Source organism: Micromonospora sonneratiae (assembly GCF_042679305.1).
In the GTDB taxonomy this organism is placed as follows: domain Bacteria; phylum Actinomycetota; class Actinomycetes; order Mycobacteriales; family Micromonosporaceae; genus Micromonospora_H; species Micromonospora_H sonneratiae.
Genome location: NZ_JBHTMP010000043.1, coordinates 39,127 through 64,592 on the forward strand (window position 1 = coordinate 39,127; position 25,466 = coordinate 64,592).

General features: G+C 69.1%; 24 protein-coding genes. 6 read left to right on the forward strand and 18 right to left on the reverse strand.

The window, feature by feature from the left end; all coding sequences use genetic code 11:
* The first annotated feature begins 100 nt into the window (after positions 1–100).
* Positions 101–592 carry a MaoC family dehydratase gene (locus tag ACFQ4H_RS24095; RefSeq protein WP_377574364.1) on the forward strand — a complete coding sequence of 164 codons (492 nt, stop codon included), beginning with the start codon at positions 101–103 and terminating at the stop codon, positions 590–592.
* 1 nt (position 593) lies between these two features.
* Here ACFQ4H_RS24095 and ACFQ4H_RS24100 read toward each other — a convergent pair whose 3' ends face one another.
* From ACFQ4H_RS24100 to ACFQ4H_RS24125, 6 genes are all read right to left on the reverse strand, one after another.
* Positions 594–1,547 carry an ornithine cyclodeaminase family protein gene (locus ACFQ4H_RS24100; protein WP_377574429.1) on the reverse strand — a complete coding sequence of 318 codons (954 nt, stop codon included), beginning with the start codon at positions 1,545–1,547 and terminating at the stop codon, positions 594–596.
* 5 nt (positions 1,548–1,552) lie between these two features.
* On the reverse strand, positions 1,553–2,410 hold the full coding sequence (locus tag ACFQ4H_RS24105) for an HpcH/HpaI aldolase/citrate lyase family protein (RefSeq protein WP_377574366.1): 858 nt from the start codon (positions 2,408–2,410) through the stop codon (positions 1,553–1,555).
* A 70-nt stretch (positions 2,411–2,480) separates the two neighbouring features.
* Positions 2,481–3,734: an 8-amino-7-oxononanoate synthase family protein gene (locus ACFQ4H_RS24110; RefSeq protein WP_377574368.1), complete on the reverse strand. Its 1,254-nt coding sequence runs from the start codon at positions 3,732–3,734 to the stop codon at positions 2,481–2,483.
* Positions 3,734–4,540: a cupin-like domain-containing protein gene (locus ACFQ4H_RS24115; protein WP_377574371.1), complete on the reverse strand. Its 807-nt coding sequence runs from the start codon at positions 4,538–4,540 to the stop codon at positions 3,734–3,736. Before ACFQ4H_RS24115 ends, ACFQ4H_RS24110 begins: the two co-directional genes overlap by 1 nt.
* Positions 4,541–4,614: 74 nt before the next feature.
* On the reverse strand, positions 4,615–5,646 hold the full coding sequence (gene dmpG, locus ACFQ4H_RS24120; protein ID WP_377574373.1) for a 4-hydroxy-2-oxovalerate aldolase: 1,032 nt from the start codon (positions 5,644–5,646) through the stop codon (positions 4,615–4,617).
* A complete protein-coding gene (locus ACFQ4H_RS24125) occupies positions 5,643–6,671 on the reverse strand; it encodes an acetaldehyde dehydrogenase (acetylating) (protein ID WP_377574375.1) in 1,029 nt (342 codons plus the stop codon). Before ACFQ4H_RS24125 ends, dmpG begins: the two co-directional genes overlap by 4 nt.
* Positions 6,672–7,695: 1,024 nt before the next feature.
* On the opposite strand from ACFQ4H_RS24125, the gene ACFQ4H_RS24130 reads away from it, so the two are divergent.
* Both ACFQ4H_RS24130 and ACFQ4H_RS24135 read left to right on the forward strand, forming a co-directional pair.
* A complete protein-coding gene (locus tag ACFQ4H_RS24130) occupies positions 7,696–8,994 on the forward strand; it encodes an MFS transporter (RefSeq protein WP_377574377.1) in 1,299 nt (432 codons plus the stop codon).
* Between the two features lie 4 nt (positions 8,995–8,998).
* The gene (locus ACFQ4H_RS24135; protein ID WP_377574380.1) at positions 8,999–10,384 is read left to right on the forward strand and encodes a hypothetical protein; all 1,386 of its coding nucleotides are present in this window, start codon (positions 8,999–9,001) and stop codon (positions 10,382–10,384) included.
* 74 nt (positions 10,385–10,458) lie between these two features.
* On the opposite strand, the gene ACFQ4H_RS24140 is transcribed toward ACFQ4H_RS24135, so the two are convergent.
* Both ACFQ4H_RS24140 and ACFQ4H_RS24145 read right to left on the reverse strand, forming a co-directional pair.
* Positions 10,459–11,967 (reverse strand): aminopeptidase P family protein, encoded by a 1,509-nt coding sequence (locus ACFQ4H_RS24140; protein ID WP_377574382.1) that lies wholly within the window; start codon positions 11,965–11,967, stop codon positions 10,459–10,461.
* Positions 11,968–12,079: 112 nt separating this feature from the next.
* Positions 12,080–12,370, reverse strand: a complete 291-nt coding sequence (locus tag ACFQ4H_RS24145; protein WP_377574385.1) for a DUF1349 domain-containing protein — start codon at positions 12,368–12,370, stop codon at positions 12,080–12,082.
* Between the two features lie 318 nt (positions 12,371–12,688).
* Here ACFQ4H_RS24145 and ACFQ4H_RS24150 point away from each other — a divergent pair, with 318 nt between their 5' ends.
* Positions 12,689–12,973, forward strand: a complete 285-nt coding sequence (locus ACFQ4H_RS24150; protein WP_377574388.1) for an FmdB family zinc ribbon protein — start codon at positions 12,689–12,691, stop codon at positions 12,971–12,973.
* 94 nt (positions 12,974–13,067) lie between these two features.
* A complete protein-coding gene (gene fmdA / locus ACFQ4H_RS24155; RefSeq protein WP_377574391.1) occupies positions 13,068–14,324 on the forward strand; it encodes a formamidase in 1,257 nt (418 codons plus the stop codon).
* 129 nt (positions 14,325–14,453) lie between these two features.
* Here fmdA and ACFQ4H_RS24160 read toward each other — a convergent pair whose 3' ends face one another.
* The 10 genes from ACFQ4H_RS24160 to coxB all read right to left on the reverse strand — a co-directional run bounded on the left by ACFQ4H_RS24160 (position 14,454) and on the right by coxB (position 24,371).
* Positions 14,454–15,389 carry a golvesin C-terminal-like domain-containing protein gene (locus tag ACFQ4H_RS24160; protein WP_377574394.1) on the reverse strand — a complete coding sequence of 312 codons (936 nt, stop codon included), beginning with the start codon at positions 15,387–15,389 and terminating at the stop codon, positions 14,454–14,456.
* A gap of 108 nt (positions 15,390–15,497) precedes the next feature.
* Positions 15,498–17,261: a cytochrome bc1 complex cytochrome b subunit gene (gene qcrB, locus ACFQ4H_RS24165; RefSeq protein ID WP_377574397.1), complete on the reverse strand. Its 1,764-nt coding sequence runs from the start codon at positions 17,259–17,261 to the stop codon at positions 15,498–15,500.
* Positions 17,258–18,112 (reverse strand): QcrA and Rieske domain-containing protein, encoded by an 855-nt coding sequence (locus tag ACFQ4H_RS24170; protein ID WP_377574400.1) that lies wholly within the window; start codon positions 18,110–18,112, stop codon positions 17,258–17,260. Before ACFQ4H_RS24170 ends, qcrB begins: the two co-directional genes overlap by 4 nt.
* A complete protein-coding gene (qcrC, locus tag ACFQ4H_RS24175) occupies positions 18,109–18,915 on the reverse strand; it encodes a cytochrome bc1 complex diheme cytochrome c subunit (protein WP_377574403.1) in 807 nt (268 codons plus the stop codon). Before qcrC ends, ACFQ4H_RS24170 begins: the two co-directional genes overlap by 4 nt.
* A 40-nt stretch (positions 18,916–18,955) precedes the next feature.
* The gene (locus ACFQ4H_RS24180) at positions 18,956–19,372 is read right to left on the reverse strand and encodes a c-type cytochrome (protein ID WP_377574405.1); all 417 of its coding nucleotides are present in this window, start codon (positions 19,370–19,372) and stop codon (positions 18,956–18,958) included.
* On the reverse strand, positions 19,369–20,400 hold the full coding sequence (locus tag ACFQ4H_RS24185) for a cytochrome c oxidase assembly protein (RefSeq protein ID WP_377574408.1): 1,032 nt from the start codon (positions 20,398–20,400) through the stop codon (positions 19,369–19,371). Before ACFQ4H_RS24185 ends, ACFQ4H_RS24180 begins: the two co-directional genes overlap by 4 nt.
* Positions 20,397–20,804, reverse strand: coding sequence for a hypothetical protein (locus ACFQ4H_RS24190; protein WP_377574411.1), 408 nt, complete (start codon positions 20,802–20,804; stop codon positions 20,397–20,399). Before ACFQ4H_RS24190 ends, ACFQ4H_RS24185 begins: the two co-directional genes overlap by 4 nt.
* An 11-nt stretch (positions 20,805–20,815) precedes the next feature.
* Positions 20,816–21,466 (reverse strand): cytochrome c oxidase subunit 3, encoded by a 651-nt coding sequence (locus ACFQ4H_RS24195; RefSeq protein ID WP_377574413.1) that lies wholly within the window; start codon positions 21,464–21,466, stop codon positions 20,816–20,818.
* Entirely contained in the window at positions 21,463–23,391 is a 1,929-nt protein-coding gene (gene ctaD / locus ACFQ4H_RS24200; RefSeq protein WP_377574416.1) for a cytochrome c oxidase subunit I, read from the reverse strand. Before ctaD ends, ACFQ4H_RS24195 begins: the two co-directional genes overlap by 4 nt.
* A gap of 23 nt (positions 23,392–23,414) precedes the next feature.
* Entirely contained in the window at positions 23,415–24,371 is a 957-nt protein-coding gene (coxB, locus tag ACFQ4H_RS24205; RefSeq protein ID WP_377574418.1) for a cytochrome c oxidase subunit II, read from the reverse strand.
* Positions 24,372–24,648: 277 nt separating this feature from the next.
* On the opposite strand from coxB, the gene ccsA reads away from it, so the two are divergent.
* Positions 24,649–25,458, forward strand: a complete 810-nt coding sequence (ccsA, locus tag ACFQ4H_RS24210; RefSeq protein WP_377574421.1) for a cytochrome c biogenesis protein CcsA — start codon at positions 24,649–24,651, stop codon at positions 25,456–25,458.
* Positions 25,459–25,466 lie beyond the last annotated feature (8 nt).

Below are 25,466 nucleotides of genomic sequence, written 5' to 3' on the forward strand. Positions count from 1 at the left end.
CGTCGCAGGAAAGTCCAACTAGGACAGTAAGATCCATAGACTAACATCCACGTGGGCCGGAACCATGCCGACGTGTCGACACGACCACGGAGGTGTGTCCATGACGCTGCGTCACGTCCAGGGCAACGAATACCGCGAAGAACACGGCGGGGACTACGAGGACTTCGAGCCCGGCATGGTGATCCGACACTGGCCGGGCCGAACGATCTCCGAAACCGACAACACCTGGCTGACCCTGCTCACCATGAATCAGCATCCACTGCACTTCGACGAGCACTACGGCAGCGGCACCGAGTACGGACGTACGCTGGTCAACAGTGGGATCACCCTCTGCCTGGTCGGCGGAATGACCGTGCAGGCACTGTCAGCACGGGCGGTGGCGAACCTGGGTTGGGACAGGGTCCGCCTACGGGAGCCGGTGTTCGTCGGAGACACGCTGTACGCGACCAGCCGCATTCTCCACAAGCGGTTGAGCCGATCCAGGCCCGGACAGGGAATCGTGACGGTGGAGACCACGGGTACCAAGTCCACCGGCGAGACCGTCATCGTCTTCGAGCGTTCCTTCATGGTCCGCTGCCGGGAAGGCTCTTGAGCTACCGCATGGCGGTGGCGGTCTCGTGCAGCGCCACCGCGGCGGCAGTGTCCTCGACGGCCATTCCGACGCTGCGCAGCACCGAGGTCCGGCCCTCGGTGCGGACCTCGCCGGTGACCAGTACGCCCAACTCGTACAGGTCGTCCACGTCGATCAGGCCGGCGGCCAGGGCGGCCCGCACCTCACCTGCGCCTTCCCGCGCTGCGGTCCGCTCCTCGACGATGACCGTGGCGTCGGCCAGCAGGGCGGGCTCGACCTCGATCGCATCCGGATGAGTTCCGCCGATCACGTTGACGTGCGCCCCGGACGCCACCCACTGTGCCTCCACCAGCGGGACGCCGTCGCTGGTCGAGGTCGCCGTACAGATGATCTCCGCGTCGGTGACCGCGGCCCTGGCGGTGTCGCAGACGGCGGTGTGGATCGGGTACGACGCGCTGTCGCGCGCCCACTCGGCGAACTGCTCGGCCCGTGACCGGGTACGGGAGAACACCCGAACGGTACGGATGCGGCGCACCGCCGAGACCGCGCGGACCAGAGCGCGGGCCTGCACCCCCGCACCGATGACGGCGAGGTCCTCCGCGTCATCGGCGGTGCAGCACCGGGTCGCCAGGGCGGCGACCGCACCGGTGCGGATGGCGGTCAGCTCCGCACCGTCCAGGAGGGCCGTGATCTGCCCGGTGGCCAGGTCCGTGAGGGCGACGACACCGTGGATCAGTGGCAGCCCGCGTCCCGGGTTGTCGGGGGTGAGTGTGGTGACCTTGACGCTGCCCACTCCGCGCTGTTCCCAGAGTGCGGGGCTGACCAGCAGTACCCGTTGGGGACCGTGCTCGAGAACCGTTCGCGCCGGGGAACTTGTCCGACCCGAGGCCAGGTCCACGAACATCTCCCCCAGTACGTCGATCACCCATGTCAGTCGCTGCGTACCCGCCATGTCCGCAGCGCCGATCATCGGCATGCCGGTCACTTGCCACCGCCGTCGGGGCTGAACCGGGCAGCCCAGGCATCGCCACGGGCCACCGTGTCCCGGGCCAGTCGGGCGAACGGCGGTCCGACCATGTTGCCGTCCAGGACGGCGATGCCGCCGTTGGCCTCCTGTACGGCCTGCGCCACGCGGCGAGCCAGTCGCAGGTCGTCGGGGTTGGGCCGCAGGGCCTGGTTGATCACATCGAGTTCACCCGGATGCACCGTCGCCTTGCCGTGGAAGCCGAGCGCCCGTACCCGGGCGGTTTCCTCGGCCAGGACCGCCGGTTCGGCGAGCCGGAAGTTGGCGGTGTCGATGCAGGCGGTGCCGTGCCGCGCGCTGGCCAGTGCCATGGCCTGCCGGGCGGCGAGCATGGCCTCCCAGGTGATCTCGACCCCGATCGTGGCGGCCAGGTCGGCGGAGCCGAGGACCAGGCCGTCCGCCACCCGGGCGATGGCGTCGATGTCCCCGACGGCCTCGACCGTCTCCACCGTCACGTAGATCTCCGGCCGCGCGCCGGCCGAGGCCAGGATCTGCCTCAGCAACGTCACCTCGGCCGCCGTGGTCACCATCGTCATCACGACGATGCCGGGCCCCACCCGACACTCGCTGAGCATCACCAGGTCCTGCACCGCCGCGATGCTGCCCAACTCGTTCACGCGCACGGCGATGTTCCCCGGCCTCGGTGCCTTCTCCAGCGCGTCCCGACACACGATCCGGGCGGCCGGCTTCTCCGCCGGCGGTACGGAGTCCTCCAGGTCGATCAGGTGCACGTCCGCGTCGTAGTTCCATGCCTTCACGACCCGGTCCAGCGACAGTGCCGGGGTGTAAAGGATGCTGCGTGGGATGCCGGTCATGTGAGACCTCGCTCCGCTCGGCCGGCACGTATCCCGCCCCAGAGCCTCCCGACGACCCCACTCCGGTCGGTCATCGGGCCACCGGCTCGGGCAGTGCGGTGGCCGGGCGGGCCCCAGCCTCGATCAGTACGGAACACAGCCGACGGATCTGCTCCTCGGTCTGGCCGGCGCGCAGCATCGCCCGCAGGCCTGCGGTGCCGCGGGAGACGATCGGGAAGAACACCGGCGAGACGTAGAACCCGGCGGCGAACACCCGTTGGGCTGCGCCGACGACCGTCTCGTCGGTCATCGGCACCAGCCGGATCGGGTACGTGCTGCCGGACTGCTCGGTCGCCAGCAGCGAGTCGAACAGCGCGATGTTCGACCGCAGCCGCTCCTGGAGCTGGATGAGCTCGTCGGTGCGGTGGATCTCGGCCGAGGCGAGTGCGGCACCCACCGCTGCGGCGTTCATCTTCTGCGAGTAGCCCAGGGGGCCGGCGAAGCGTTCGATGAGTCGACGTGTCTGCTTCGGGTAGCCGTCGAGCAGGATCGCGGTGCCACCGGCCCCGAATCCCTTGCTCAGGGTCGCGACGGTGATGGTCCGTTCGTCGAGTACCGGGGAGTGCGAGCGGACGTAGCCGATGCCGCGCTCACCGTACGCGGACAGCGAGTGCGAGTCGTCGTAGAAGACCAGCAGGTTGTATCTCTCCTGCAGTTCGGCCAGTTCGTTCACCGGTGCGTAGCCGCCGAGGCTGTCCGAGCCGTCCACCACGTAGCAGACGCGTTCGTAGGTGCGGCACAGGTCCTCGAGATGGTCGAGGTCGTGGTGTCGGCAGGTGACGACCTCGGTCTCGTCGGCGCAGCTCGGCTTGGCGTTGGCCATCGACACGTGGGCGTTCTTGTCGAAGACCATCAGCGGTCGGGTGCCGTTGCCGAGGTGCCCCGAGGCGATCAGTGGCAGGAGGCCGGTGCTGGCCGCAGCCGTGGAGATCGCGCTGATCACCGTCGCGCCGAACAACTCTCCCAGCGACTCCTCCAACTCCAGCAGTACCGGTGTCTGGACGCGGGTGCGCGGGATGCAGTGGTCCAGTACGCCGAAGCGGCGCAGCGCGGCGACCGCGCCGTCGATGACCTTGGGATGGGTGTCCAGGTCCAGGTACGAGCAGACGGTGAAGTTGACGAACTCGTGCCCGTCAGCCATGTGGAACACACCGTCGGTGAGGTCGCCGACGATACCGGCGACCCCGTGCTCCTCGGACATGTTCCAGAAGGTGTTCCCGATGCCGATCAGTTTGTCGTTGTTGCGGTAGCGGTGGGTGGGGGTGATGGACCTGCGCTCGCTCATCAGGAGTTCACCTCGGTGGGCTTGTAGCTGTAGACACCCTTGACCCTCCGGTAGGCGTACGTGTAGAGCGCGACGCCGAGTGCGTGCGGCCGGCGGAGGATCTTCTTCGACTTGAGCCAGAAGTTGACGTTGATGTTCATGTCGTCCAGCGACTCGGCCTGGTGCCACCAGCCGAGCGGCAGGTAGAGCATGTGGCCGGGTTCGAGGACGAAGTCACGGCGCTGGGCCAGCTTGGGTGCCATCCTCGGGTAGCGCGTCAGGTCGACGTTGTCGAGGTCGAACACCTGGGACTTGTCCCCGAAGCCGCGCAGCACCGACCTCGGGTAGTACTCCCGGGAACCGGGCGGTGCGATGATGAACCGCTTGCGGCCCTCCAGCGCGATGTTGAAGTTCTCGAACTCGTCGAAGTGGTTCTTGGTAAACACACCCCGGTGGCTGATCCACAGGTTCGCCGCGTACAGCGAACGGCCGTAGCCGAAGAACTTCTCCGCGTCGAACCCGATGACGGCGTTCACGTCGGCTGGGCTGTTGCGGATGTTCGACACCACCCGGTGCCAGGTGTCCGGGCTGCTCAGGTGGCGCTCGTCGGCGAAGAACTCACGGAGCCGGATGTCGCGGGTCTCCCAGCGTCCCGGATGGTTCTTGTCGCCCGGCTCGGTGAACAGGGTGACGGTCAGGTCAGCCAGGCGGGCCGCCACACCGTCCCGGCCGAGACCCTGCACGCTACCGGGCAGCGCGATCACCACCGGGACGTCGGCCCTGAACAGGCCACCGGGGCCGACGGCCATGAACTCGTCGAACGACATACGGGAAACCGGCACACCAGCGGAGCCGTTCGCAATCGGTGCTGTGTCTGAAACTTCCATGTCGCCTGTCCTCACTAGTGATGGGCTGTCAGGTGCCCGCCGGTGGCGCCACGCGCGCTCAGCTCCGCCACCACGTCCACGATCAGGTCCTCCTGCCCGGCGATGGCCTGCCGCCGGCCCAGTTCGAAGAACACGTCGCGCGGGTCGACGCCGGCACGGGTGGCAAGCTCGAGGACCCGGTGTCTGAATCCCGAGAACACCCCGGCCAACCCACTGACGATCGTCATCGAGTTGGTCACCGGCGGTGCGGGCATGAGTTCCCGCTCGGCGAGGTCGGCGGCGTCGAGAAGCGCGTACAGGTCGATGCCGGTGGCGAATCCGCTGCGTTCCAGCACCGGAACCAGCACCTCGAGGCGGGTGTTGCCGGCTCCGGCGCCGAAGCCGCGTGCGCAGCCGTCGATGATCCGGGCACCGGCCTCCGCCGCCGCCACGGAGTTGGCCACGGCCATGCCGAGGTTGTCGTGTCCGTGGAAGATGACCGGGGTGTCGACCGCCTCACCGATCGCGGTGATCCGTGCGGTGACGTCCGGGGGCAGGAGGTGGCCGGCCGAGTCCATGATCCCCACTGCCTGTGCCCCGTAGCCGACGGCCTGCGCAGCATGTGCGGCCAACTCCTCGGGCGTCGCCATGTGGCTCATCATCAACACGCAGTGGGCCTCGGCACCGGCCTCGCGTAGGACGCCCAGGTGGCGCTCGGCCAGCGAGGTCTCGGTGGCGTGCACTCCGATACGGACGACGTCGGCACCGTGGGCGATCGCTCGCCGCAGGTCGGCCGAGGTGCCCCAGCCGGGCAGCATGAAGACACCCATCATGCTGTTCCGGAGTGCCTCCCGGACCGCCGAAAGCATCTCGTCGTCACTGACCGCAGCCTGACCGACCTGTAGCGACGAGGCCCCGAGGCCGTTGCCGTGGCCGACCTCCACCACCGGAATTCCGGCCGCGTCCGCCGCCTGCGCGTAGCGGCGCAGGGCCACCGTCCCGAGTTGGTGCCGGACCGCGTGCTGCCCATCACGCAGGGTCGGGTCGTAGATCACGATGTTCTTCACCGGTTCGCCTCCGCCCTGGCTGTCCGGCCCATCCGAGCCGCCTGCTGCTCGGCGACCATGACGGCGGCGGAGTTGATGATGTCGAGGTTCCCGGCGTGGCGCGGTAGCACGTCGCTGTGGGCCAGGACCTCCAGCGCGACCGTCACCCGGTCGTCGACCACCGTGCAGGCGGTGACGGCGTACCCGGGGGCGAAGGAGCGTACCTGGCCGGCTGCCTCGTCGACCGCCGCGCGCACCGCCACGGCATCGGCACCGGGGATCCGGGCATGGACGGCGGTACGGAAGGTCGCCGGCGGCACCGCCGGACTGATGTTGAGGATCGCCTTGACCTCGGACACCCCGGAGAACGTCGTGATGGCATGCTCGGTGGTCGCCACGTACTCGTCGAGGTTCAGCCTGGTGGCGCGGCCGGCGATGTCGCTGGCCACCGTCGAGACGGCCTCGATGTAGGTCACGGGGAAGCGGGTCGCGAGCGCCTGTGCGATCGGGACGGACGCCTGGCCGCCGCAACTGATCAGGTTGACGTTGCGGCCGGTGGGCACCTCCACACCGGTCACGGTGGGCACCACCAGCTGCCCCACACCGCTCGGGGTCAGGTCGACCACCAGCGTGCCCAGCGGTTCCAGCAGCTGCCAGTGGTGCCGGTGCGACGCCGCGTTGGTGGCGTCGAAGACGATGTCGAACGGGCGTTCAGCCACCATGATCGCGTCGATCCCGGATGCCGTGGTCGGGTAGCCGAACCGCTCGGCGTGCCGTAGGCCTGCCGAGTCCGGATTGCGTCCGGCGACCAACCGGCAGTCCAGTACGGGCGAGCGGTCGATCTTGCTGACCAGGTCCCGGCCGATGGCCCCGGTGCCGATAACGGCGACCGTGACGGGCTCGGCACCCTCCCGCCGGGATGTGGTCACGTCCGCGGTACGACTCAAGGCACGCCTCGACAGGGCCGTGGTGGGCAGGTCCATGGTGCGGGTCGCGTGGCTACCGGCCGTCGCGTGACTACCGGCATCCGGGTCGGAGGTCTTCATGTGCGTGGTCCTCACCGTTGATGTGCGCACAGCGACGCCGGCAGCGGCCCGTGGCGAGCGGGTACGCCGGCCCAGCGGTGTCTGGATGCGCGGGTGCGTGCCGGAGCCGTTGCCGCCGGGGCTGTTGCCGCCGGGCGGTCCATCCACGGGCGGCGACCCGCCCGGGCCCGCGCACGATGCCCCACTCGGTACGGCTGCCTTCCGGCTGCCTTCCGGCTGCCGCATTCGGTGGGTCACATAGAAACAAACGCCCGTCGGCTGACGGACCACGTTACGGTCGGAAGACCTTCGAAAGGTACATTCGACCGCATGACGCTGTGCCGTCGAGCAGCAATCGGACGTATGGTTTAATCTCAGAAGTCACGACGCAGTAATCGAAAGCGCCCCCGGCGACATTTGTATCCAGCAATGCTGGACGCGGCCACTCCTGCCAGCCACAACGGCTCGCTGCCATTGACCGTACCAGATATTGACGTTGCGCGGACCTGCAAGTTGCGTCGCGCTCGCGACAGTCCACACTGGTGGATTCCGACGCCCGGGACACCTGCGACGAACCTGGACGCCATGGCCATGACCTGCCCCTCTGTCACATCCTCGCAGCTCAGCCCACCTTCCCCTCACCGACGTTTCCCACGGCGCCGGGCCGAGCCAGCCAACTCGAAGCCCCACCGGTCGAGCCGGGAACCCGCCGCACCGCAGACGTGGCACTTTGTCGCCGATGCCGCCACAGCCCCTTTTCGACTATCCTCATCACACTCGCGTGTGCGGGCCTTTTCCAAGGCGGCGAAACAGTCGACCATCGGTCCCGACGAAGGCGGAGACAGCTCTCGAAAGGGGACGCAATGGAACGTCGGCTGCGCCGCCACGGGAATCCGTCAGACGACTGTTCGCCGGACACCTCCGAGACCGACGGAAACGGAGAACCCGCCCTAAGACGGACCCGTGCCCACCGAGGCCGGGTGGCGGCCAGGGCCCCCCGTCCGGCAGGCGGACTGTCCACGCCTGTCCCGTTCGGCACGACGGCATGAACATGGTGGCGACCCTCGCGACGGCCAGCGGACGGCACCGCCTCCTGAGCCGCGACTTCTCCCGGCTGTGGGCGGCGGCTGCCGTGTCCTCGATCGGTGACGGTGTCACCATCGCCGCCGGTCCCCTGCTGGCCGCCCAACTGACCGACGACCCCCGCCTGATCGGCGGAGTCTCGGTCGCCTTCACCGCCCCGTTCGTACTGTTCGGCATCCCCGCCGGGCTGCTGGTCGACCGCCTCGACATCAGGGCGGCGATGATGCGGGTGGACTTCGTACGGGCCGGTCTGCTGGCCGTACTCGCCCTCGGGATCACCGGCGGCTGGGGTGGACTGCCGCTGCTCTACGTGTGCATGTTCCTGCTCGGTGTCGGCGAGGTCTTCTACCGCAACGCCTCACAGGTGCTCGTCCCGTTCATCACCCCGGAGCCCGGACTCTCCACCGCCAACGCCCGGGTCATGGCCGCGCAGGAGGCCGGCACCGGCTTTGTCGGTCCGCTGGTCGGCGCACTGCTGTTCGGCGTGGCGGTCGCGCTGCCGTTCGGACTGGACGCGGCCACCTTCCTGTGCTCGGCCCTGCTCATCAGTCGGATGCGCGGTAGCCGGCCACCCGCCGAGCGACGGGACACTGCCGGGGTACTTCCGGAGATGCTGGCCGGAGCGAAGTGGTTGTGGCGACACCACCTGCTCCGCAGCCTCGCCCTTCTGTCCTGCACGATCAACCTCGCCGGCAGCGCGATGCTCGCCGTACTCGTGGTGCACAGCGAGGAGGTGCTCGACCTGAGCCCGTTCGGATACGGCGTCATGCTCTCCTGCCAGGCGGTGGGAGCGGTCCTCGCCTCACGTATCGCCCCCGTACTGACCGGTCGCCTCGGCCGGGAAGGGGCACTGGTCGCCACCGCCGCCCTGATCGCCTCCAGTGAGGCGGTGCTGGCCACCGTGCCATCGGCGTACGCGGCCGGCAGCGCCCTCGCACTCTTCGCCTGCGGCACGGTGACGTGGAACGTCGTGGTGGTGGTCCTACGGCAGACCCTGGTGCCCCGGCACCTGCTCGGCCGGGCCAACAGCGTGTACCGGCTCATCGCCTGGGGCGGGTTACCGGTCGGCGCGGCCGCTGGCGGCTTCGTCGCTGCCGAAGCTGGCACCCCCGCCGTGTTCGGCGTCGGCGCGGTCGTCATGGCGGTGATCGCGGTGGTGCTCCTGCGTGGTGCCCGCCGGCAGTGGATCACCCGTGCCACGCAGGCCGACGCCGACGGATCCGTCCCGGCCTCTCCCGTGCCAACCGCTTCCGAGAGGTAACGCGATGACGACCAGTCGCCCAATCCAGCTGCGCAGGTCGCCGTTGGGTCGCGCGTATGTCGACCAACTCGCCCAGCACGTGTCCACGGGCCAGCCGGCGGCTGCCGCCCGGGAGTCCGCCACACTCGCGCTGGCGTACCAGGACCGGTTCCTCGACGGCCCCGCCTTTCTGGGTGATGCCGAGTACCGCAGCGTCGTGCGGGACCTGCGCACGGTCTACGACCTGCTGCGATCCCTGCCACAACGGATCTTCGACGGGAGTCTCTCCGCGCTGGCCGAGGCCGTCGGCATGGACCCCTTGCAGACCGCACTCATCACCCGCAGCGCCCGTACCGGCTCGCTCGTTCCCCTGGGCCGTGCCGACCTCTATCACGACGGTACGGGGTTCGGCCTGCTCGAATTCAACATCACGAGTGCGCTCGGCGGCTTCGAGAACGCCGACATCAACCGGGCGATGCTGACCTACCCGCCGCTGCGGGAGTTCGTGGCACGGCACCAGCTGCGGTACCGGGACACGCTGGGTTGCATGGTGCAGACGATGTACGCGGAGTGCGCCGCAGCGGTTCCCCCCGACCGACCGCCGGTCGTGGCGGTGGTGGACACGGTGGAGAACTTCGCCATCGTCGGACCCCGGCTGCGGGTGTTCGCCGCCAAGCTGGCCGACTACGGAGCCGAGGGGATCGCCTGCGACCTCAGCCAGTTGACCTACCCGCAGGGCCGGCCGACCGTCGGGGGCCGGACCATCGACATCGTCTACCGGTACTTCCTCGCCGAGGATCTGACGGACCCGGCGGCTGCGGCCCAACTGGAGCCGCTGCTGACCGCCGTGGAGCAGGAAAAGGTCGGTCTGTTCAGCCGCCTGGACGCCGAGCTCTACGGCAACAAGGGCGCCCTGGCCATCCTCTCCGACGACCGGCACCGGAGCCGGTTCGATGCCGAAGAGCTGGCCTGCGTCGACCGACTTCTACCGTGGACACGGTACGTCCGTCCACGCGGCACGGATCCCGGAGGTAACGAGGTCGACCTGCTCACCTACGCCCTGGCCCACCAGACTGAACTCATCATGAAGCCGACGCTGCTGCACGGCGGTAGCGGGATCGTCGTCGGCTGGGAGGTGGATCCGGCCGAGTGGCGGGCCCGACTCACCGCAGCGGTGGGCGGCCCGTTCGTGCTACAGCACCGAATCCGCCCCGCCGCTGAGCCATTTCCCGACGGCGTCGGCGGCTCGCGGGACCTCTTCCTCAACTGGGGTGTCTACCTGGGCGACCACGAGGTCATCGGCGATGACGGATACGCCGGATGCTTCGTACGCGGCAGCACCGACCCGACAGTCGGGGTGGTCAGCATGGGCGGCGGCGCGAAGGTCGGGTGCGCGTTCCACGGTGGCTGACCGCCGACCGGCCGGGGCAGGCACTGCCGATGCGTGCGGGTCCGCGATGCACCGGCCGGTCGGCGGAGGCGGGATCACTCAGCCGCGCCGGACTGCACCCGCTCGATCCACGCCTCGACCTCGTCGACGGTACGTGGCATCGCCGCCGACAGGTTCTCGTGACCATCCTCCGTCACGAGTACGTTGTCCTCGATACGGACGCCGATGCCACGGAACTCCTCCGGCACCAGCAGGTCGTCGGCCTTGAAGTAGAGGCCGGGTTCGACGGTGAGGATCATTCCGGGCTTCAGTTCGCCGTCCATGTAGTCCTGACGCAGCAACAGTTGGCAGTCGTGTACGTCCATGCCCAGGTGGTGGGACGTGCCGTGGACCATCCACCGCCGGTGCCAGCCGCCGTGTTCCGGGTCCAGCGTCTGGTCGAGGGTCACACCGTCCGGTAGCAGGCCCCACTCGTGCAACCGCTGCGCGATCACCCGGATCGCTGCGGCGTGGATGTCGCTGAACTTGTTGCCCGGCTTCACCGCCGCCATCCCGGCTTCCTGCGCCGCCAGGACCGCCTCGTAGATCTTCCGCTGCACCTCGGTGTAGCGACCGGCCACCGGGAGCGTACGCGTGATGTCGGCGGTGTACAGCGAGTCGACCTCCACCCCGGCGTCGACCAGGATGAGGTCACCATCGCGGACCTGACCGGTGTTCTTCGTCCAGTGGATCGTGTTGGCGTGGTCCCCGGACGCGCTGATCGACTCGTACCCGACCCCGTTGCCCTCGTGCCGGGCGTGCAGGCCGAAGAGGCCCTCGACCCACCGCTCACCACGGGTCTTACGGACCGCCTCCGGCAGCCCGGCGATGATCGCCTCGAACCCTCCGTGGGTGGCAGCGATCGCCCGGCGCATCTCGCCGATCTCCCACTCGTCCTTGACGATCCGCATCCCGGACAGGTAGCGGGCGAACTCCTCGTCCGCCTCGTGCTGTTCCGAAACCGACGCGGACGTCTCCGCCTGGGCCCGAGCCTCGTCGACCAGGTCGGCCACCTGCTCGTCGGCCGCGCGTACCACGCGCAACCGGGTTGCGCCGGCGTCCTTGGCCAGGACGTCGGAGAACGAGTCGATGTGGCGGGCGCCGATGCCCAACTGGGACTCGACATCCTGGACCGTGGGGCGTGGCCCGACCCAGAACTCGCCGAACCGGGCGTCGGCGTAGAACTCCTCGCTGTCGCGTGGGGCGAGCGGCCGGAAGAACAGAACCGCCTCGTGTCCACCTTCGGGTTTCGGATCCATCACCAGGACGCTGTCCGGCTCGCTGTTGGCACCGAGACCCGACAGGTAGGCGAAGGCCGTGTGCGGCCGGAACGGATAGTCCGTGTCGTTGCTGCGTACCTTCAGGCCACCGGCGGGAATGACGAGACGCTCGCCCGGGAACCGCTGGGACACGACCGCCCGGCGACGGGCCGCATAGTCCGCGACCTCTGCACGTGGCACCGGCGTCGCGCTCCGGCCGGCCCAACCAGAGGCGATGAATGCGCGGAACTCTTCGCTCCCCGGAATGTTACGGTGACTGGCCTTCGCCTGCTCATCGCTCGTCATGGTCGATATCCTGCCACGCGGTACGCGACCACCGTGAGCCGCGCCGGGGCCGCCCGCTCCTGCCGCCCGGGTCCACCGGATCGCGGCACCGGGTGGCACCCGAGCTCGCAGGTCACGAACCGTCCCGCAACTCGGTGAGGCGCTCAGCCACGAAGCGGATCCCGTCGAAGGTCACACCGCAACCGTCACCGGTGGACGACTGGGCCACAAAGCCGATCCGGTCGCCCACCGGCCCATCGTCCATGGCGAAGTAGCGGATCATCCGCCAGGTCCTTCCGTCGACGGAGGCGTGGTACGCGTATACCCGGTCGATACGGGAGACACGCAGCCACACCGACCGTCCGGAGACGACGAAGGCGTTCACGTCGTCCGACACACCACGACAGACGACGGACACGATCATCGGCTCATGCGCGGGGGAAGAACTCGAAACACAGCTTGCCCCAGCGCCGCTCATCGCCCCAGAGCATTCTCGGTGGCAGGGCCCCGGCAATTCCCTGGTGGCAGGGCCCCGCAATTCGTAACATCAGCCCCACTTGCCACGGGAATCACTACTTGCCGCATTCGGCTGCGCCGCTCCCCCGGTGCCTCTCATGCTTCCGAAAAGGGACGTGCACACGGCCGGCCCGGACCACGGTCGGGCAATGCTCCGACACCAACGGCCGGGGCGTGCGGTCCGACGGGCTGAGCCAGGTGATTCCGCCGACGACAGGGGGCCAGGATGGCGACGTACGAATATCGGTGCCCGCAGGACGGCCCGTTCCAGGTCACCCTGCCGATCGGGTCGGCCGACTCCCGGAGCCGGTGCACCGTCTGCGGGAAGGAATCGGTGCGGGTCTTCTCGACGCCGATGCTGGCCCGGACACCGCGTTCCCTGGCCCTGGCGATCGACCGTACGGAGAGCAGCTCGGAGACACCCGAGGTGGTGTCACGGATTCCCGCTGGACCATCGCCGGCACGACGTCGGCCGCCCAATCCCGCGCACGCACGCCTTCCCCGGCTCTGAACCCTGCCGCCCATCTCCAAAGTTTCCGTATACCCGTTGCCGTCGGCGAAACCGACGACCGCCGTGACGCCGCCTCGACTGGAGGAATCCGTCAATGCCTGAGCTAATTTTCCGCCTGGACTCAACGAAGAAGTTCACCGACCAGGAGAAAATCGGCCACAACAGATGGCATCCCGACATTCCACCGGTAGCCACCGTCAAACCCGGCCAGTCGTTCCGCGTCGACTGTCGCGAGTGGTTCGACGGGGCGATGCACAACGACGACTCGGCGGAGGACATCCGGGATGCGCCGCTGTCGGTCGTACACGCGCTGAGCGGCCCCTTCCGGGTCGAGGGTGCCGAGCCCGGCGACCTGCTCATGGTCGACATCCTCGACATGGGTCCGATCCCGCAGGAGGACTCCGGACCGTTGGCCGGTCAGGGCTGGGGCTACACCGGGATCTTCGCCAAGAAGAACGGTGGCGGGTTCCTCACCGACCAGTTCCCGGACGCGTACAAGGCGATCTGGGATTTCCAGGGCCAGACGGCGACCTCCCGTCACATCCCGGGTGTGAGTTTCACCGGGATCATGCATCCGGGTCTCGCCGGTACCGCACCGTCGGCCAAGCTGTTGGCCAAGTGGCACGAACGGGAGGGCAGGCTACGGGCCACCGACCCGGACCGGGTCCCGCCGCTGGCCCTGCCCCCCGAGCCGAAGGACGCGATCCTGGGTTCACTGACCGGTACGGAATTCGACCGGGTGGCGGCCGAGGGTGCGCGTACCGCACCACCACGGGAGAACGGCGGAAACCAGGACATCAAGAACTTCACGAAAGGCTCCCGGGTCTTCTACCCGGTCTTCGTACCCGGTGCCAACTTCTCGATCGGAGACCTGCACTTCTCCCAGGGCGATGGTGAGATCACCTTCTGCGGCGCAATCGAGATGAGTGGCTTCGTCGACCTGCACGTCGACGTCATCAAGGGCGGCATGGAGACGTACGGTGTCGCGGAGAACACCATCTTCATGCCCGGTAACGTCGCCCCCCAGTACTCCCAGTGGCTGGCCTTCTCCGGGATGTCCGTGACGCTGGACGGCGAACAGCGCTACCTGGACTCCCAACTGGCATACCAGCGCGCCTGCCTACACGCCATCGACTACCTGACGAAGTTCGGCTATCAACCGGAGCAGGCGTACCTGCTGCTCGGGTCCGCACCGATCGAGGGCCGGCTCTCCGGGGTGGTGGACATCCCCAACTCCTGCGCGACCGTCTATCTGCCTACCGAGATCTTCGACTTCGACGTACGGCCATCGGCCCGCGGACCGGTCCGCATCGACCCGGGTATGGGTGCACCGAAGGCAAGTTTCGGGTAGACCCGAGATTCGTTCGTCGGGACGGGCCCCTTCCCGTGCAGAAGACGATGGGAAGGGGCCCGTCCCGACCTCACATCCCCGGCCCGGGCCGGAGGTGTCCCGGACCGGGGATGCGGGCAGAGGCGGAGGTCAGTACGAGCATCCGCTGGTCGGCAGGCTGGTCGCAGCCGGCGGGGTGACCCCGTCGTAGAGCGCCAGCAGGTAGTTCTGTGGGCAGCGGCGGACGCTGTCGGTCCGGATGCCGAAGTGCAGGTGCGGCCCGGTGGAGTTACCCGTGTTACCGGTGGACCCGATCCGCTGGCCCGCCACGACGGTGGCGCCGGTGGCCACCGACCAGGCCGAGAAGTGGCAGTACGTGTAGATGGCGCCGTCGGTCCCGGTGAGGTTGATACCCAGTCCGCACGAGGTGTCATTGATCCTGGTCACGGTACCGGCGCGGACCGCGTACGCGGCGGTGCCGGTGGGAACCGGAAGGTCGATCGCGGGGTAGTCGTGGTGCGGATCGTCGTACTCGCTGCGGGGCAGGGCGGTACGCGGCAGGGGCAGGGAGAAGGCGCTGCCCCCGGACGTCGAGGTGACCCGTACGGCGTCGGCGACGACGTAACCGGTGCCGTTGGTCCAGCGGCTGACCCCGACGACGTTGCGGTCACCCGCAGCCAGCGAGAAGACTCCGAGGCTCACCCACCGACCGCCGTTCACCTGCTGATTGACGTGGATGGTCTGGTTTCCGCCGGTGGCCGCGACCACGAACGGGGTCGAGTTGTTGTAGCCGGGGTCGGCCGGGTACCACACCTCGACCTGGTAGCTGCCCGCGCTCGGAATGTTGATTTTGTACCAGGCAGCGTCGCTGGCCGTGGTGTCCGGCGTGGCGAACTTGTAGTCGGCCCCGTACCGCTGGCCGGAGTAGGCGGAGGTACCCCAGTTGCCGCTGGCGGCGAACCGGCCGGCGGTGTCGTTGTCCACGATCGTCGACGCCGCGGCAGCCGGGGCACCCGGCACCAGGACCGCCGCCACGACCACACCCAACGCGACAGACACACCCCGACGTAGGGATCGGATTCTCATGGGACCCACTTCCAACTCGACCGACGATGGTGAAACTATCCAACCAAGATCGTCGAGATTTGGAAATACTTCTACATAGATCACCGTAAGATTTGAGCCGTGTCTGCCCTACCGCCGACGGCGACGGCGACGCAGCGCACCGATCACCAGCAGCGCGACGTACCCCACGATCCTTCCCGCCCAGCCAGCCGAGGAGCGCGCCATGCGTCGCAACTCCGCTTGCCGCCGCCCCGGTGACGGCACCACGACCGGCACGACCCCGGGATACGCCGTGCCGGCGGCGTCCGCCGCCGCTGCCTGGGACAGGAACCCCCGGTTACCGGCGAGCCGCAGTCCCGTACCAGGCTCGTGGTAACACCACCACCACGTTCCATCGACGTCCGCCCACAGCTCGACTCGCCCCGGATCGACGTGATCGTCTTCGGTGGGCCGGGCATTCCCCGGGTGCGGTACCCCGTCCGACGTCTCGCCGACTGTCTGCCCGGCTCCTCGCGGGGCAGTTCGCGCAACTCGCCGTCCGGTGGTCCGCCCCAGGGCCGCACGCAGGTCGTCGCCGGTCAGACCGGTCAGGTCCGAACCACCGCTGGCCCGCAGCGCCCGAGCCAGGAGGAAGGCGACCAGACCCCCGAGGGGCGGAAGGACGAGCACCAGCACCCGCAGCACCGACAGCACGTCCAGCAGCGACAGGCCCAGCAGCCGCGCCACGATGTCGTCCCCGGCGGCGACAGTGAGCAGGCCGAAGAAGAGCAACACGGCGACGCCGATCCCGATCCGGACCGGATGCTCACGCGGTCGGTCCAGCAGTTGGTGCGCGCTGCGGTCACGCCGGAACCGCCGCTCAAGGAACGGCCAGACATAGAGCCCGGCGAAGGTCGCCCCGCCGAGCACCACACCGGGTAGGAACGGAGCCGGCACCAGGTAACCGAAGATGCGCCACTCCCACGGCGGAAACAGCCGCAACGCACCGTCGCCCCAGGCCACGTACCAGTCGGGCTGCGCGGGTGCGGTCACCTGTGCCGGGTCGAACGGACCGTAGATCCAGACCGGATTGATCTGGGCCAGCCCGCCGAGAGCGAACAGCACGGCGAACACCCAGGCCAGGAGGGCGAGCGTACGGAGGGTGTAGGCCGGCCAGAGGCGCGACCCGACGACGTTGTGCTCGGTACGCCCCGGTCCCGGAAACTGGCTGTGCTTCTGCCGTACCACGATCGCCAGATGTGCGGTGACCAGGCCGATGAGGGCCGCCGGGACGATGAGCACGTGGGTCACGAACATCCGCGGGATCATCGGGTCCGCCGGGAACTCGCCACCGAAGGCGAGGAACGCCAGCCAGGCACCGACCAGTGGAATCGACTCCACCACCGAATAGATGATCCGCAGACCGGTGCCCGACAACAGGTCGTCCGGTAGGGAGTAGCCGGTGAAGCCGTTGAGCAGGGCCAACGTCAGCATCGTCACGCCGATCAGCCAGTTGATCTCCCGCGGCTTCCGGAACGCACCGGTGAAGAAGATCCGTACCAGGTGCAGCACGATCGCCCCGACGAAGACCAGGGCCGCCCAGTGGTGGGTCTGGCGGATCAGCAGACCGGCCCGTACGTCGTAGCTGAGCGCCACGGTGGAGGCGTACGCCGCCGAAACGCTCGAACCATCCAACGGTTCGTAAGCGCCGGAGTAGGCCCGCTGCGCTGTGCTCGGCTCGAAGAACAGCGTCAGGAAGACGCCGGTCAGTACGAGCGCTACCAGCGAGTAGAGGGCGATCTCGCCCAGCATGAACGACCAGTGGTCGGGAAACACCTTCGCCATGGCCCGACGGGCCAGGGGTGCCGTACGCAGCCGGTCGTCGAGGGCACGCACCATCCGGTCGGTAATCACTGCCGACTCCAGAATCCCGGACCTGGCGCAGCGGTGAAGTCCCCCGTGGCCCGCAGGAATCCGTCCGGCCCGACCTCGATCGGCAGGCCCGGCAGCGGACGGGCCGCCGGACCGGCGATCGGTCGGGCTGCGGCCAGCAGGTCGAACGCCGACTGGTGGCACGGGCAGAGCACCTGTGCCGTGCCCTTGAGATAGAGCCGGACCGGGCAACCGGCGTGGGTGCAGAGGAGCGAGTAGACCACCAGACCGGACAGTTCACCGGCCGGTGGCCGATCCCGCAACCGTTCGGGGTCGATCCGGACCGCGAACGCGGGTGCGTCACCAGCGGTGGTGTGTCCCTCGGGGAAGACCGCCAGCGTCGACTCCGTGGTCACGTCGGCGGGACGCACCGGTCTCCCCTCGGCGGTGACGAGCCGGACACCGGGCCCCCACGGGGTGCGCCGCAGCGTCTGCTCCGGTCGCTGCCGGCTGGCCGGCAGCAACGACCGCAGCGGGAAGAGAGCGGCCACTGCCAGCGCACTGAGCGCAAGGCCGAGCGCACCGACCAGGCCCCTACGCCGTACCGGACTCTCCCCACCGACCAGCGCCCGGGCGGCAAGACCACGCTCGGCCGGCGGCGAGGCGAACGGTTCGTGTTCCTCGACGAAACCGCCGGTGGGCAGCAGCCGCCGGGACCAGATCGCCAGTCCGACCGCCAGCCCGGCGAAGGCCACGGCAAGGGAGACACCGGCCAGTTGGGTCTGGCCGCCGGTCACGTAGGTGATCGCGAACCCGACCGCGCCGAGCGTACTGACGGTGAAGGCCCCGACGATGAGACGGGACGCGGTCCCCTGATGCTCCGGTCGGCTCATTGCCCGGCCCGGCTTCCCAGCCAGCGGACCGCCAACAGGATCACGACCAGCCCGACCGCCCAGGCGACCAGCCCCTCGGTCAACGGTCCGAACCGGCCGAGCGAGGCTCCGCCCCGATCCAGTTCGTCGCCGTGCAGCACACCGACGTACGCGGCCAGCGCATCGACCTGCTGGTCGGTGAGGATCGTGTCGGGAAACGCGGGCATGAGTCCGGGTCCCACCCGTACCGCCTCGACGACCTGGATCGCGGTCGACCGGTCCAGTGACGGCGCGAGCTGACCGTTGGTCAACGCCGTGCCGACACCGGTCGCCGAGTGGCAGGCCGCGCAGTTGGCCAGGTACAGATCCCGGCCGTCGCGTACGTCGCCCGGACCGACGCTCGGAATGGCCGGTCCACCACCGCCGAAGCTGTCCACCTGACGGACCAGGGCAGCGATGTCCCCGGCCGAGAAGACGGGCTTCCGGTGCCGGGGTTCGTACCGCTCCTGGGCCAGTGGCATCCGCCCGGTGCCGAGTTGGAAGTCGACCGAGGCCGGGCCGACACCGATCAGCGAAGGTCCACGCTGGCTGCCCTGCCCCTGCGGCCCATGACAACTCGCACAGCTCTGTAGGTAGAGTTCCCGGCCCCGGTCAGGGACCACCCCACCCCGGCCGTCCGCCACCGTCGGTGCCGTCGGACTTGGCCCCGGGATGGGTGCGAGGGCTGCCGGGCCGGCGGCCAGCACCAGCACGGCGGTGCCCGCCAGCGCCCGGTGCCGGCGAGGACGGCCGGTCGACCGGTCGGCGTCGTCGGTAACACTCACCGCTCCGCTCCCTCCCTGATAGCTACGCCGCTGTCCGACCTCAGTCGAGCGTCAGCAGATAGGCAGCGATGTCCTGGGCGTCGATGGGGCTGACACCGAGATCGGGCATTGCCGTGCCCGGCTCCACCGACTGCGGATGCTCGATCCAGCGACGCAGGTTGTCCGCGTTGTTGGGCAGTTCGCCGGCGATGTAGGAGCGGGAACCGAACCGGATCAACGGTGGTCCGACCAGCCCGTTGGCCCGGTCCACCCCCGGTACGGTGTGGCAGCTGCCGCAGCCGTACTGCTCGATCAGCAACGCGCCGCGCTGCGGGTAGCCGGCCTGTGACTCGGGCGGGGGTGGCGGGGGCACCCGGGTGCAGGCAGTGGCCAACAGCAGCACGGCGGAGAACACCGCAAGGCCGGGCCGAAGTCGGCCACCGCCCCGGGTCGGGCCGGGCCGGTTGGGTTTGGTCACCTGGTCACCTCCGACGTCACCGGGTCGGCCCCGCCTGCTGAACCGGGTGATCCCCCACCTGCCGAACCGGCTGATCCACCGACCGGTCGGCGGCAAACCGACAGACCGACGGCACCCGTCGGATCGGCTTCGTCGGCCGGCGGGACGTTCCGTCCCGCCGGCCTCGCCCGATCGAGCCTGTTGAGCCACCGCAGGACCATGGTCACGGCCGCGAGCAGCACGACCACGTCCATCGGAATCCACATCGCCAGGCCGCCCAACTGCTGGTCGGCCAGTGGGTCGAGGCCGGTCGGGGGCGGCGTCCCAGCCGGGTACGGCTCCCCGGTCGGGGGCAGCGCCCCGGTCGGGTAGAGCGGGACGGGCGCGAACGTGAGCGCCGCAGCCAACGCCGAGGCGGGCAGCATGGTCAGGAAGATCAGCAGCAGCCCGACCGGCGGCGGTAGGCGATGCCGCGCCGCCCCCAGCACGGCTGACCAGAGCAGCCATGCCGCGGCCACGAAGGACGCGTGCTGGGCCGCATGCAGGAGGTCGCTGCCCAGCACCGTCCGGTACAGCGCGGGCAGGTGCCACAGCCACAGCACGAGGCTCTGGGTCGTACCGGCCACGATGGCCAGCACCAGCGGTCGTCGCAGCCAGCGTCCGGCCCACCCGATCCGCCACCGGGCCCACCGGCGGCGTAGCCACACCGGTCCGGCCAGCGCGAAGGGCAGTCCGGCCGAGCCGAGAGCCAACAGCGGTCCGGCCACGACCAGCAGGACCATGTGCTGTGCCATGTGGCCGGCGAACGACCGTTCCGCCAGGGTGTGCAGTGGGCCGGTCTGGCTGGCGGCGAGAGCCACGACTCCGACGACGAAGGCGGTCGCCCGCCATACCGGCACCACCGCACCGACACCCCGACGGCCCCACAGCTCGTGCAGCCCGCGTCCGTACGCGGCCAGCAGGCCGACGGTCAGCACCACGAGCCCCACGTCGGACAGTCCAGCGCCATCCGCGCCGCCGTGGGCCAGCAACATCGGGCGGCCGGTCATCGCTGGCATGGTGGGAACACCAGGGTCGCGACACCGCCCAGGACGATGATGCTGAGGAACAGCAGATTCGACCAGATGCCGACCATGGCCAGCAAGCGGGACCGGTCCATCGCCCGGGCCACGTCGGCTCCGGCCGGAACGTCGGATTCGGGCCCTCTGCCGGTCTGCTGCCAGGCCCGCCAGGAAACGACCAACGCGGCGAGGGTGACCCCCGCCGGGATGACCACCGCCAGCCCGACCACGAGCCGCAGTGGCAGTCCCGCAACCTCCTCGCTACCGGCCGCGCAGACCAACTCGTCGACGCTCCAGGCAGCCATCAGGTGTACCGCCCAGGCCAACGCACCCCCCAGCACGGCGAACCACAACAGCAGACCGCCGAGGACACCGACCCGCCGCACGGGCATCCGATCCGCCATCACAACCACGGCGACAGGTAGACGGTGAACAGGATGGCCACCCACACCAGGTCGACGAAGTGCCAGTAGAGCGCGACGATCCGGACCCGCTCGTGTCGACGCGCGTCGAAACTTCCCCGGAACGCGGCGACCAACAGCCAGCCGAGCATCAACAGACCGATCGTGACGTGTGCCCCATGGAAACCGGTGATCGTGTAGAACAGCGAGCCGTAGACGTCGGTGGTGAAGGTGAAGAGTTCCAGGTTGTCCGCGTACTCGGTCGCCTGCATCGCCAGGAACGACAGGCCGAGCAGGATCGTGGTGGCCAGCCCGGTCCGCAGCCGCCACTGTTCTCCGCGCCGGATCCCCCGTTCGGCCCAGATCACCGGCAGGCTACTGGGCAGCAGCAGGGCGGTCATGATGAACGGCCGGACGAGTTCCGGTGGCTCGATGCCGACCGGTGGCCAGTGCGGGCCGGCCTGGAAGCGGAGATAGAAGTAGCTGCCCAGCAGGACCGCGAAGAGCGTCGCCTCGGTGGCGACGAGCAGCACCATTCCCCACCAGCCGGTCGACCGGCCGGCCGGGGTTTCGACGGCGAAGACGGACGCACCGGGGACGGTCGCCACCCCACCGGCGGCGGTCGGTTCCCGAGGGGTCCCTGCCGACATCATGCTGTCACCTGTGCCGGCTCAGGTGACCGGTCCGACGGCCACAGCCAACCTGCCACGGTCACCCCGGCGACGACCGCGCCCACCGCCGCGACCCAGTACCAGGCGAACAGCAGACCCCCGAAGACGAACAGGAGTCCGAGCGCGACGACCAGGGGCCGTACCGTCTCGGCCGGCATCTCCACCGGCTGTTCGTACCGTCCGTCCAGTTCGCTGGTACGGATCGTCCGACGCCCGTCGGCAAGGATCCGGTCCTCGGTCGCCCCGATCCCGACGGAGTCGGACGTCCGGGGATCCCAGCCCGGATAGCGGCTGTGCACCTCGGGCAGCACCGCAAAGTTGTACGGCTCGGGTGGGGAACTGGTGGCCCACTCCAGACCGTCGCCGCCCCACGGGTCGTCCGGGGCGGCCCGACCGCGACGCAGGGCGTGGACGATGCTGACGACCACCAGTAGCAGTCCCGCCGCCAGGACGTACGCGCCGACGGTGGCCAGCAGGTTCCACGGGTCCCAGCCCAGTCCGCCCGGGTACGTGTAGACCCGGCGCGGCATGCCCAGCAGCCCGGCGAGGTGCATCGGAAAGAAGGTGACGTTCATGCCGATGAAGACCAGCCAGAACGCCCAACGGGCCAGCCGCTGGCTGAACATCCGACCGGTGATCTTCGGTAGCCAGAAGTAGGTCGCGGCCAGGATCGGGAAGACCGCGCCACCGAAGAGCACGTAGTGGAAGTGCGCGACGACGAAGTACGAGTCGGTGATCTGCTGGTCGAACGCGGTCAACGCGAACATCGCGCCGGTGAAGCCACCGATCACGAAGGTGATGATGAACCCGATCACGAACAGGAACGGGGGGCTGATGACCAGCCGTCCCAGCAGCATCGTGGTGAGCCAGGCGAACAGTTGCAGCCCGGACGGAATGGTGATGATGGAACTCGCCGCGCTGAAGAAGGTCAGCGAGAGCTGTGGCAGCCCGGTGGCGAACATGTGGTGTGCCCACACCCCGAACGAGATGATCGCGATCGACACGATGCCGAGCACGACCAGCGGGTAGGCGACGAGGCCCCGCCGGCAGAATGCCGGCAGGACCGCCGAGACGATGCCCAGCGCCGGCATCACGATGATGTACACGTCCGGGTGTCCGAAGATCCAGAAGAGGTGCTGCCAGAGCAGTACGTTGCCGCCGGCGTCGGGGTCGAAGAAGTGCGTGCCGAAGCGGCGGTCCAGGAACAGCAGCGCGTTGTCGAGGTTCAGCGCCGGCAGGGCGAACAGCACCATGAACGAGGTGGCGACGATCGCCCACACGAAGATCGGCACCCGGTTCAGGGACATACCGGGGGCGCGTAGCTTGAGCGCGGTGACGATGAAGTTGATCGCTCCGGCGGTGGTCGAGATGCCGAGGAAGAGCAGGCCCAACGTGTAGACGTCCAGGTGCAGACCCGGACTGTTCACCTCGTCGGTCAACGGCACGTAGGCGAACCAACCACCGTTGGGCGCGGCCCCGGCGGGCAGGCTGGCCCACATGAACACCCCGGCGAAGAGGAACACCCAGTAGCCGAAGGCGTTGAGCCTCGGAAACGCCATGTCCCGGGCGCCGATCATCAACGGTACGAGGAAGTTCCCGAACCCGAACAGCATCGGGGTGGCGAAGAGGAAGATCATCGCCGTGCCGTGCATGCTGAACAGCTGGTTGTACTCCTGTGGTGAGAGCAGCCCGGCCTCCGGCCCGGCCAGTTGGGTACGCATCGCCATGGCGCTGACACCGGCCAGCCCGAAGAACACCCCGGCGGTGACGAGATACCGACGGCCGATGCGCTTGTGGTCCACGGTCGCGAACCAGCCACGTACGGTCGGGGCCTCACCCCAGTGTGTGGCCAGCCGATCGACAACCTCGGACCCGGCGGCTGCGGGCCGTTCGGCGACCGCGGACAATGTCCCTCCTCCGACCGTACGGCCTACTTCAGCGATTCCAGGTACGCGATCAGGTTCGGCAGCTCGGCGGCGGGAACCGGCTGCGGCGGCATGGCGTTGCCCGGCTTGCCGGTCTGCGGATTCGCGATCCAGCCGCCGAGGTGGCCACGGTCGTTCGGTAACGCGCCGGCGCCCAGGCTCCACCGGGCCCCCACGTCGGAAAGGTCCGGCCCCACCACGCCGTTGGCGGCGGTGCCACGAACCGTGTGGCAGGCCGCGCAGGTGCCCTGTACGAAGGCGACCTGGCCACGGCGCTGCGCCTCGGTACGGGGCGTGGGCGCGGGTGCGGCCAGTCGGGTCAACCAGGCATCGAACTCCGCTCGGGGCTGGGCCACGACCTGGAGACTCATGTGGGCGTGTTGCAGTCCGCAGTACTCGGCGCACTGCCCCCGGTAGCTGCCTGTCCGCTCCGCGTGCAGCCAGGTCTCGTTGGTCCGGCCGGTGATCAGGTCCATCTTGGGCATCAGCTCGGGCACCCAGAAGCTGTGCAGGACGTCGTCGGTACGCAGTCGCACCCGTACGGTCTCGTCCACCGGTATGTGGATCTCGTTGGCCGTCACCCCGTCGGTGCCGGCGTACCGCACCTCCCACCACCACTTGTGCCCGATCACGTCGATGGTCACCGCCGACTCGTCCGGGTGGTCACCGAGCGCCGCCAGGTCACGCAGACCGAGCCCGTACACGGCCACGAGGATGATGATGGGCAGCCCGGCACCGGTCAGGGCGACGAACCGTATCGGGTCGTTGGTGCGTACCCGGGTGCCGACGCGTCGTCGGAACACCAGTGCCCAGCCGAGGATCACCATCACCTCGACGAAGATCACGACGGAGATCCAGAACAGCACCCACCACAGTCCCTCGACCCGGCGGGCACCGTACCCGGCCGGATCGAGGGTCGATGGCGAGTCGCCCCCGCAACCGGTCAGTACCAGGACAGCCAACAGAGCCGCGGCTGCCAGGCACCGACCCGGCGACCGTCGTACCGGCCCGTTCGCTACCTGCACCGATGCCCCACTTTCCGCTTGGAACCCGCCGGCAGCTTATCGGTGAATGATGCCTAATAGCCGCGAAACTCGTTACGGCTACGAAAAGCCCCAGAAGGTAATAAATTTGCACTTACCGGCAAGGCGGCAGCACCGTGGCCAGCCGAGCCACCACGACAAACCCGGTGGGCCCGACGCACACGTCCACATACGCGCGCACGAACGGAGACCAGGCATGCGGGTAGACGAACGCACTCCGTTCACCTCCGGCTCCCGCGCGCCCGCCGACCGGCGCACGCTGGGCTGGCTGGCGGGCGCGCTCGGCTGCGCCGCCCTGACGACCGGCCTGTTGATCGCACCCGCGGACCGGGTGCAGGGGGACGCCCAGCGTCTGATGTACCTGCACGTGCCGGCCGCGTGGACGGCGTTCCTGGCGTTCGCCGTCGTACTCCTCGCCAGCGGCGCGTACCTCATCTGGCGGGACCTGCGGTGGGACCGGTGTGCCCGCGCCGCCGCCGAGATCGGCGTGGTCCTCACCGCGCTCACCATCGTGCTGGGCAGCCTCTGGGGACGGCTGGCCTGGGGAACCTGGTGGGCATGGGATCCGCGACTGGTCAGCACCGCGCTGCTGTTCCTCGTCTACGCCGGGTATCTCACCCTCCGACACACCTGGAGCACCCCGGACGACGACCGGACCGGTGCCCGTGGTCGACCAGCCAGGCACGATGCCATTGCCGCACACCGGGTCGCCCGACCCGCCGCCATCCTCGGCATCGTCGGGTTCGTCCTGGTGCCGGTCGTGCACTGGTCCGTCTCCTGGTGGCGGTCCCTGCACCAGCAGGCAACCGTCCTCGGTCCGGAGAAACCACCGATGGACCTGCTGATGGGTGCCGCGTTGGCGCTGAGTGTGCTCGCCTTCAGCGTGGCGGCGGGCTGGCTCTTCCTGCGCCGGGTCGCCACGCTCGAGGACCGTGTCCTGGGACCGGCGGTCCGCACGGCGGGCCCCCGCCCGGCACCGTCGCCCGGCCGACGAGGTCGACGGTGAGGCGGGGC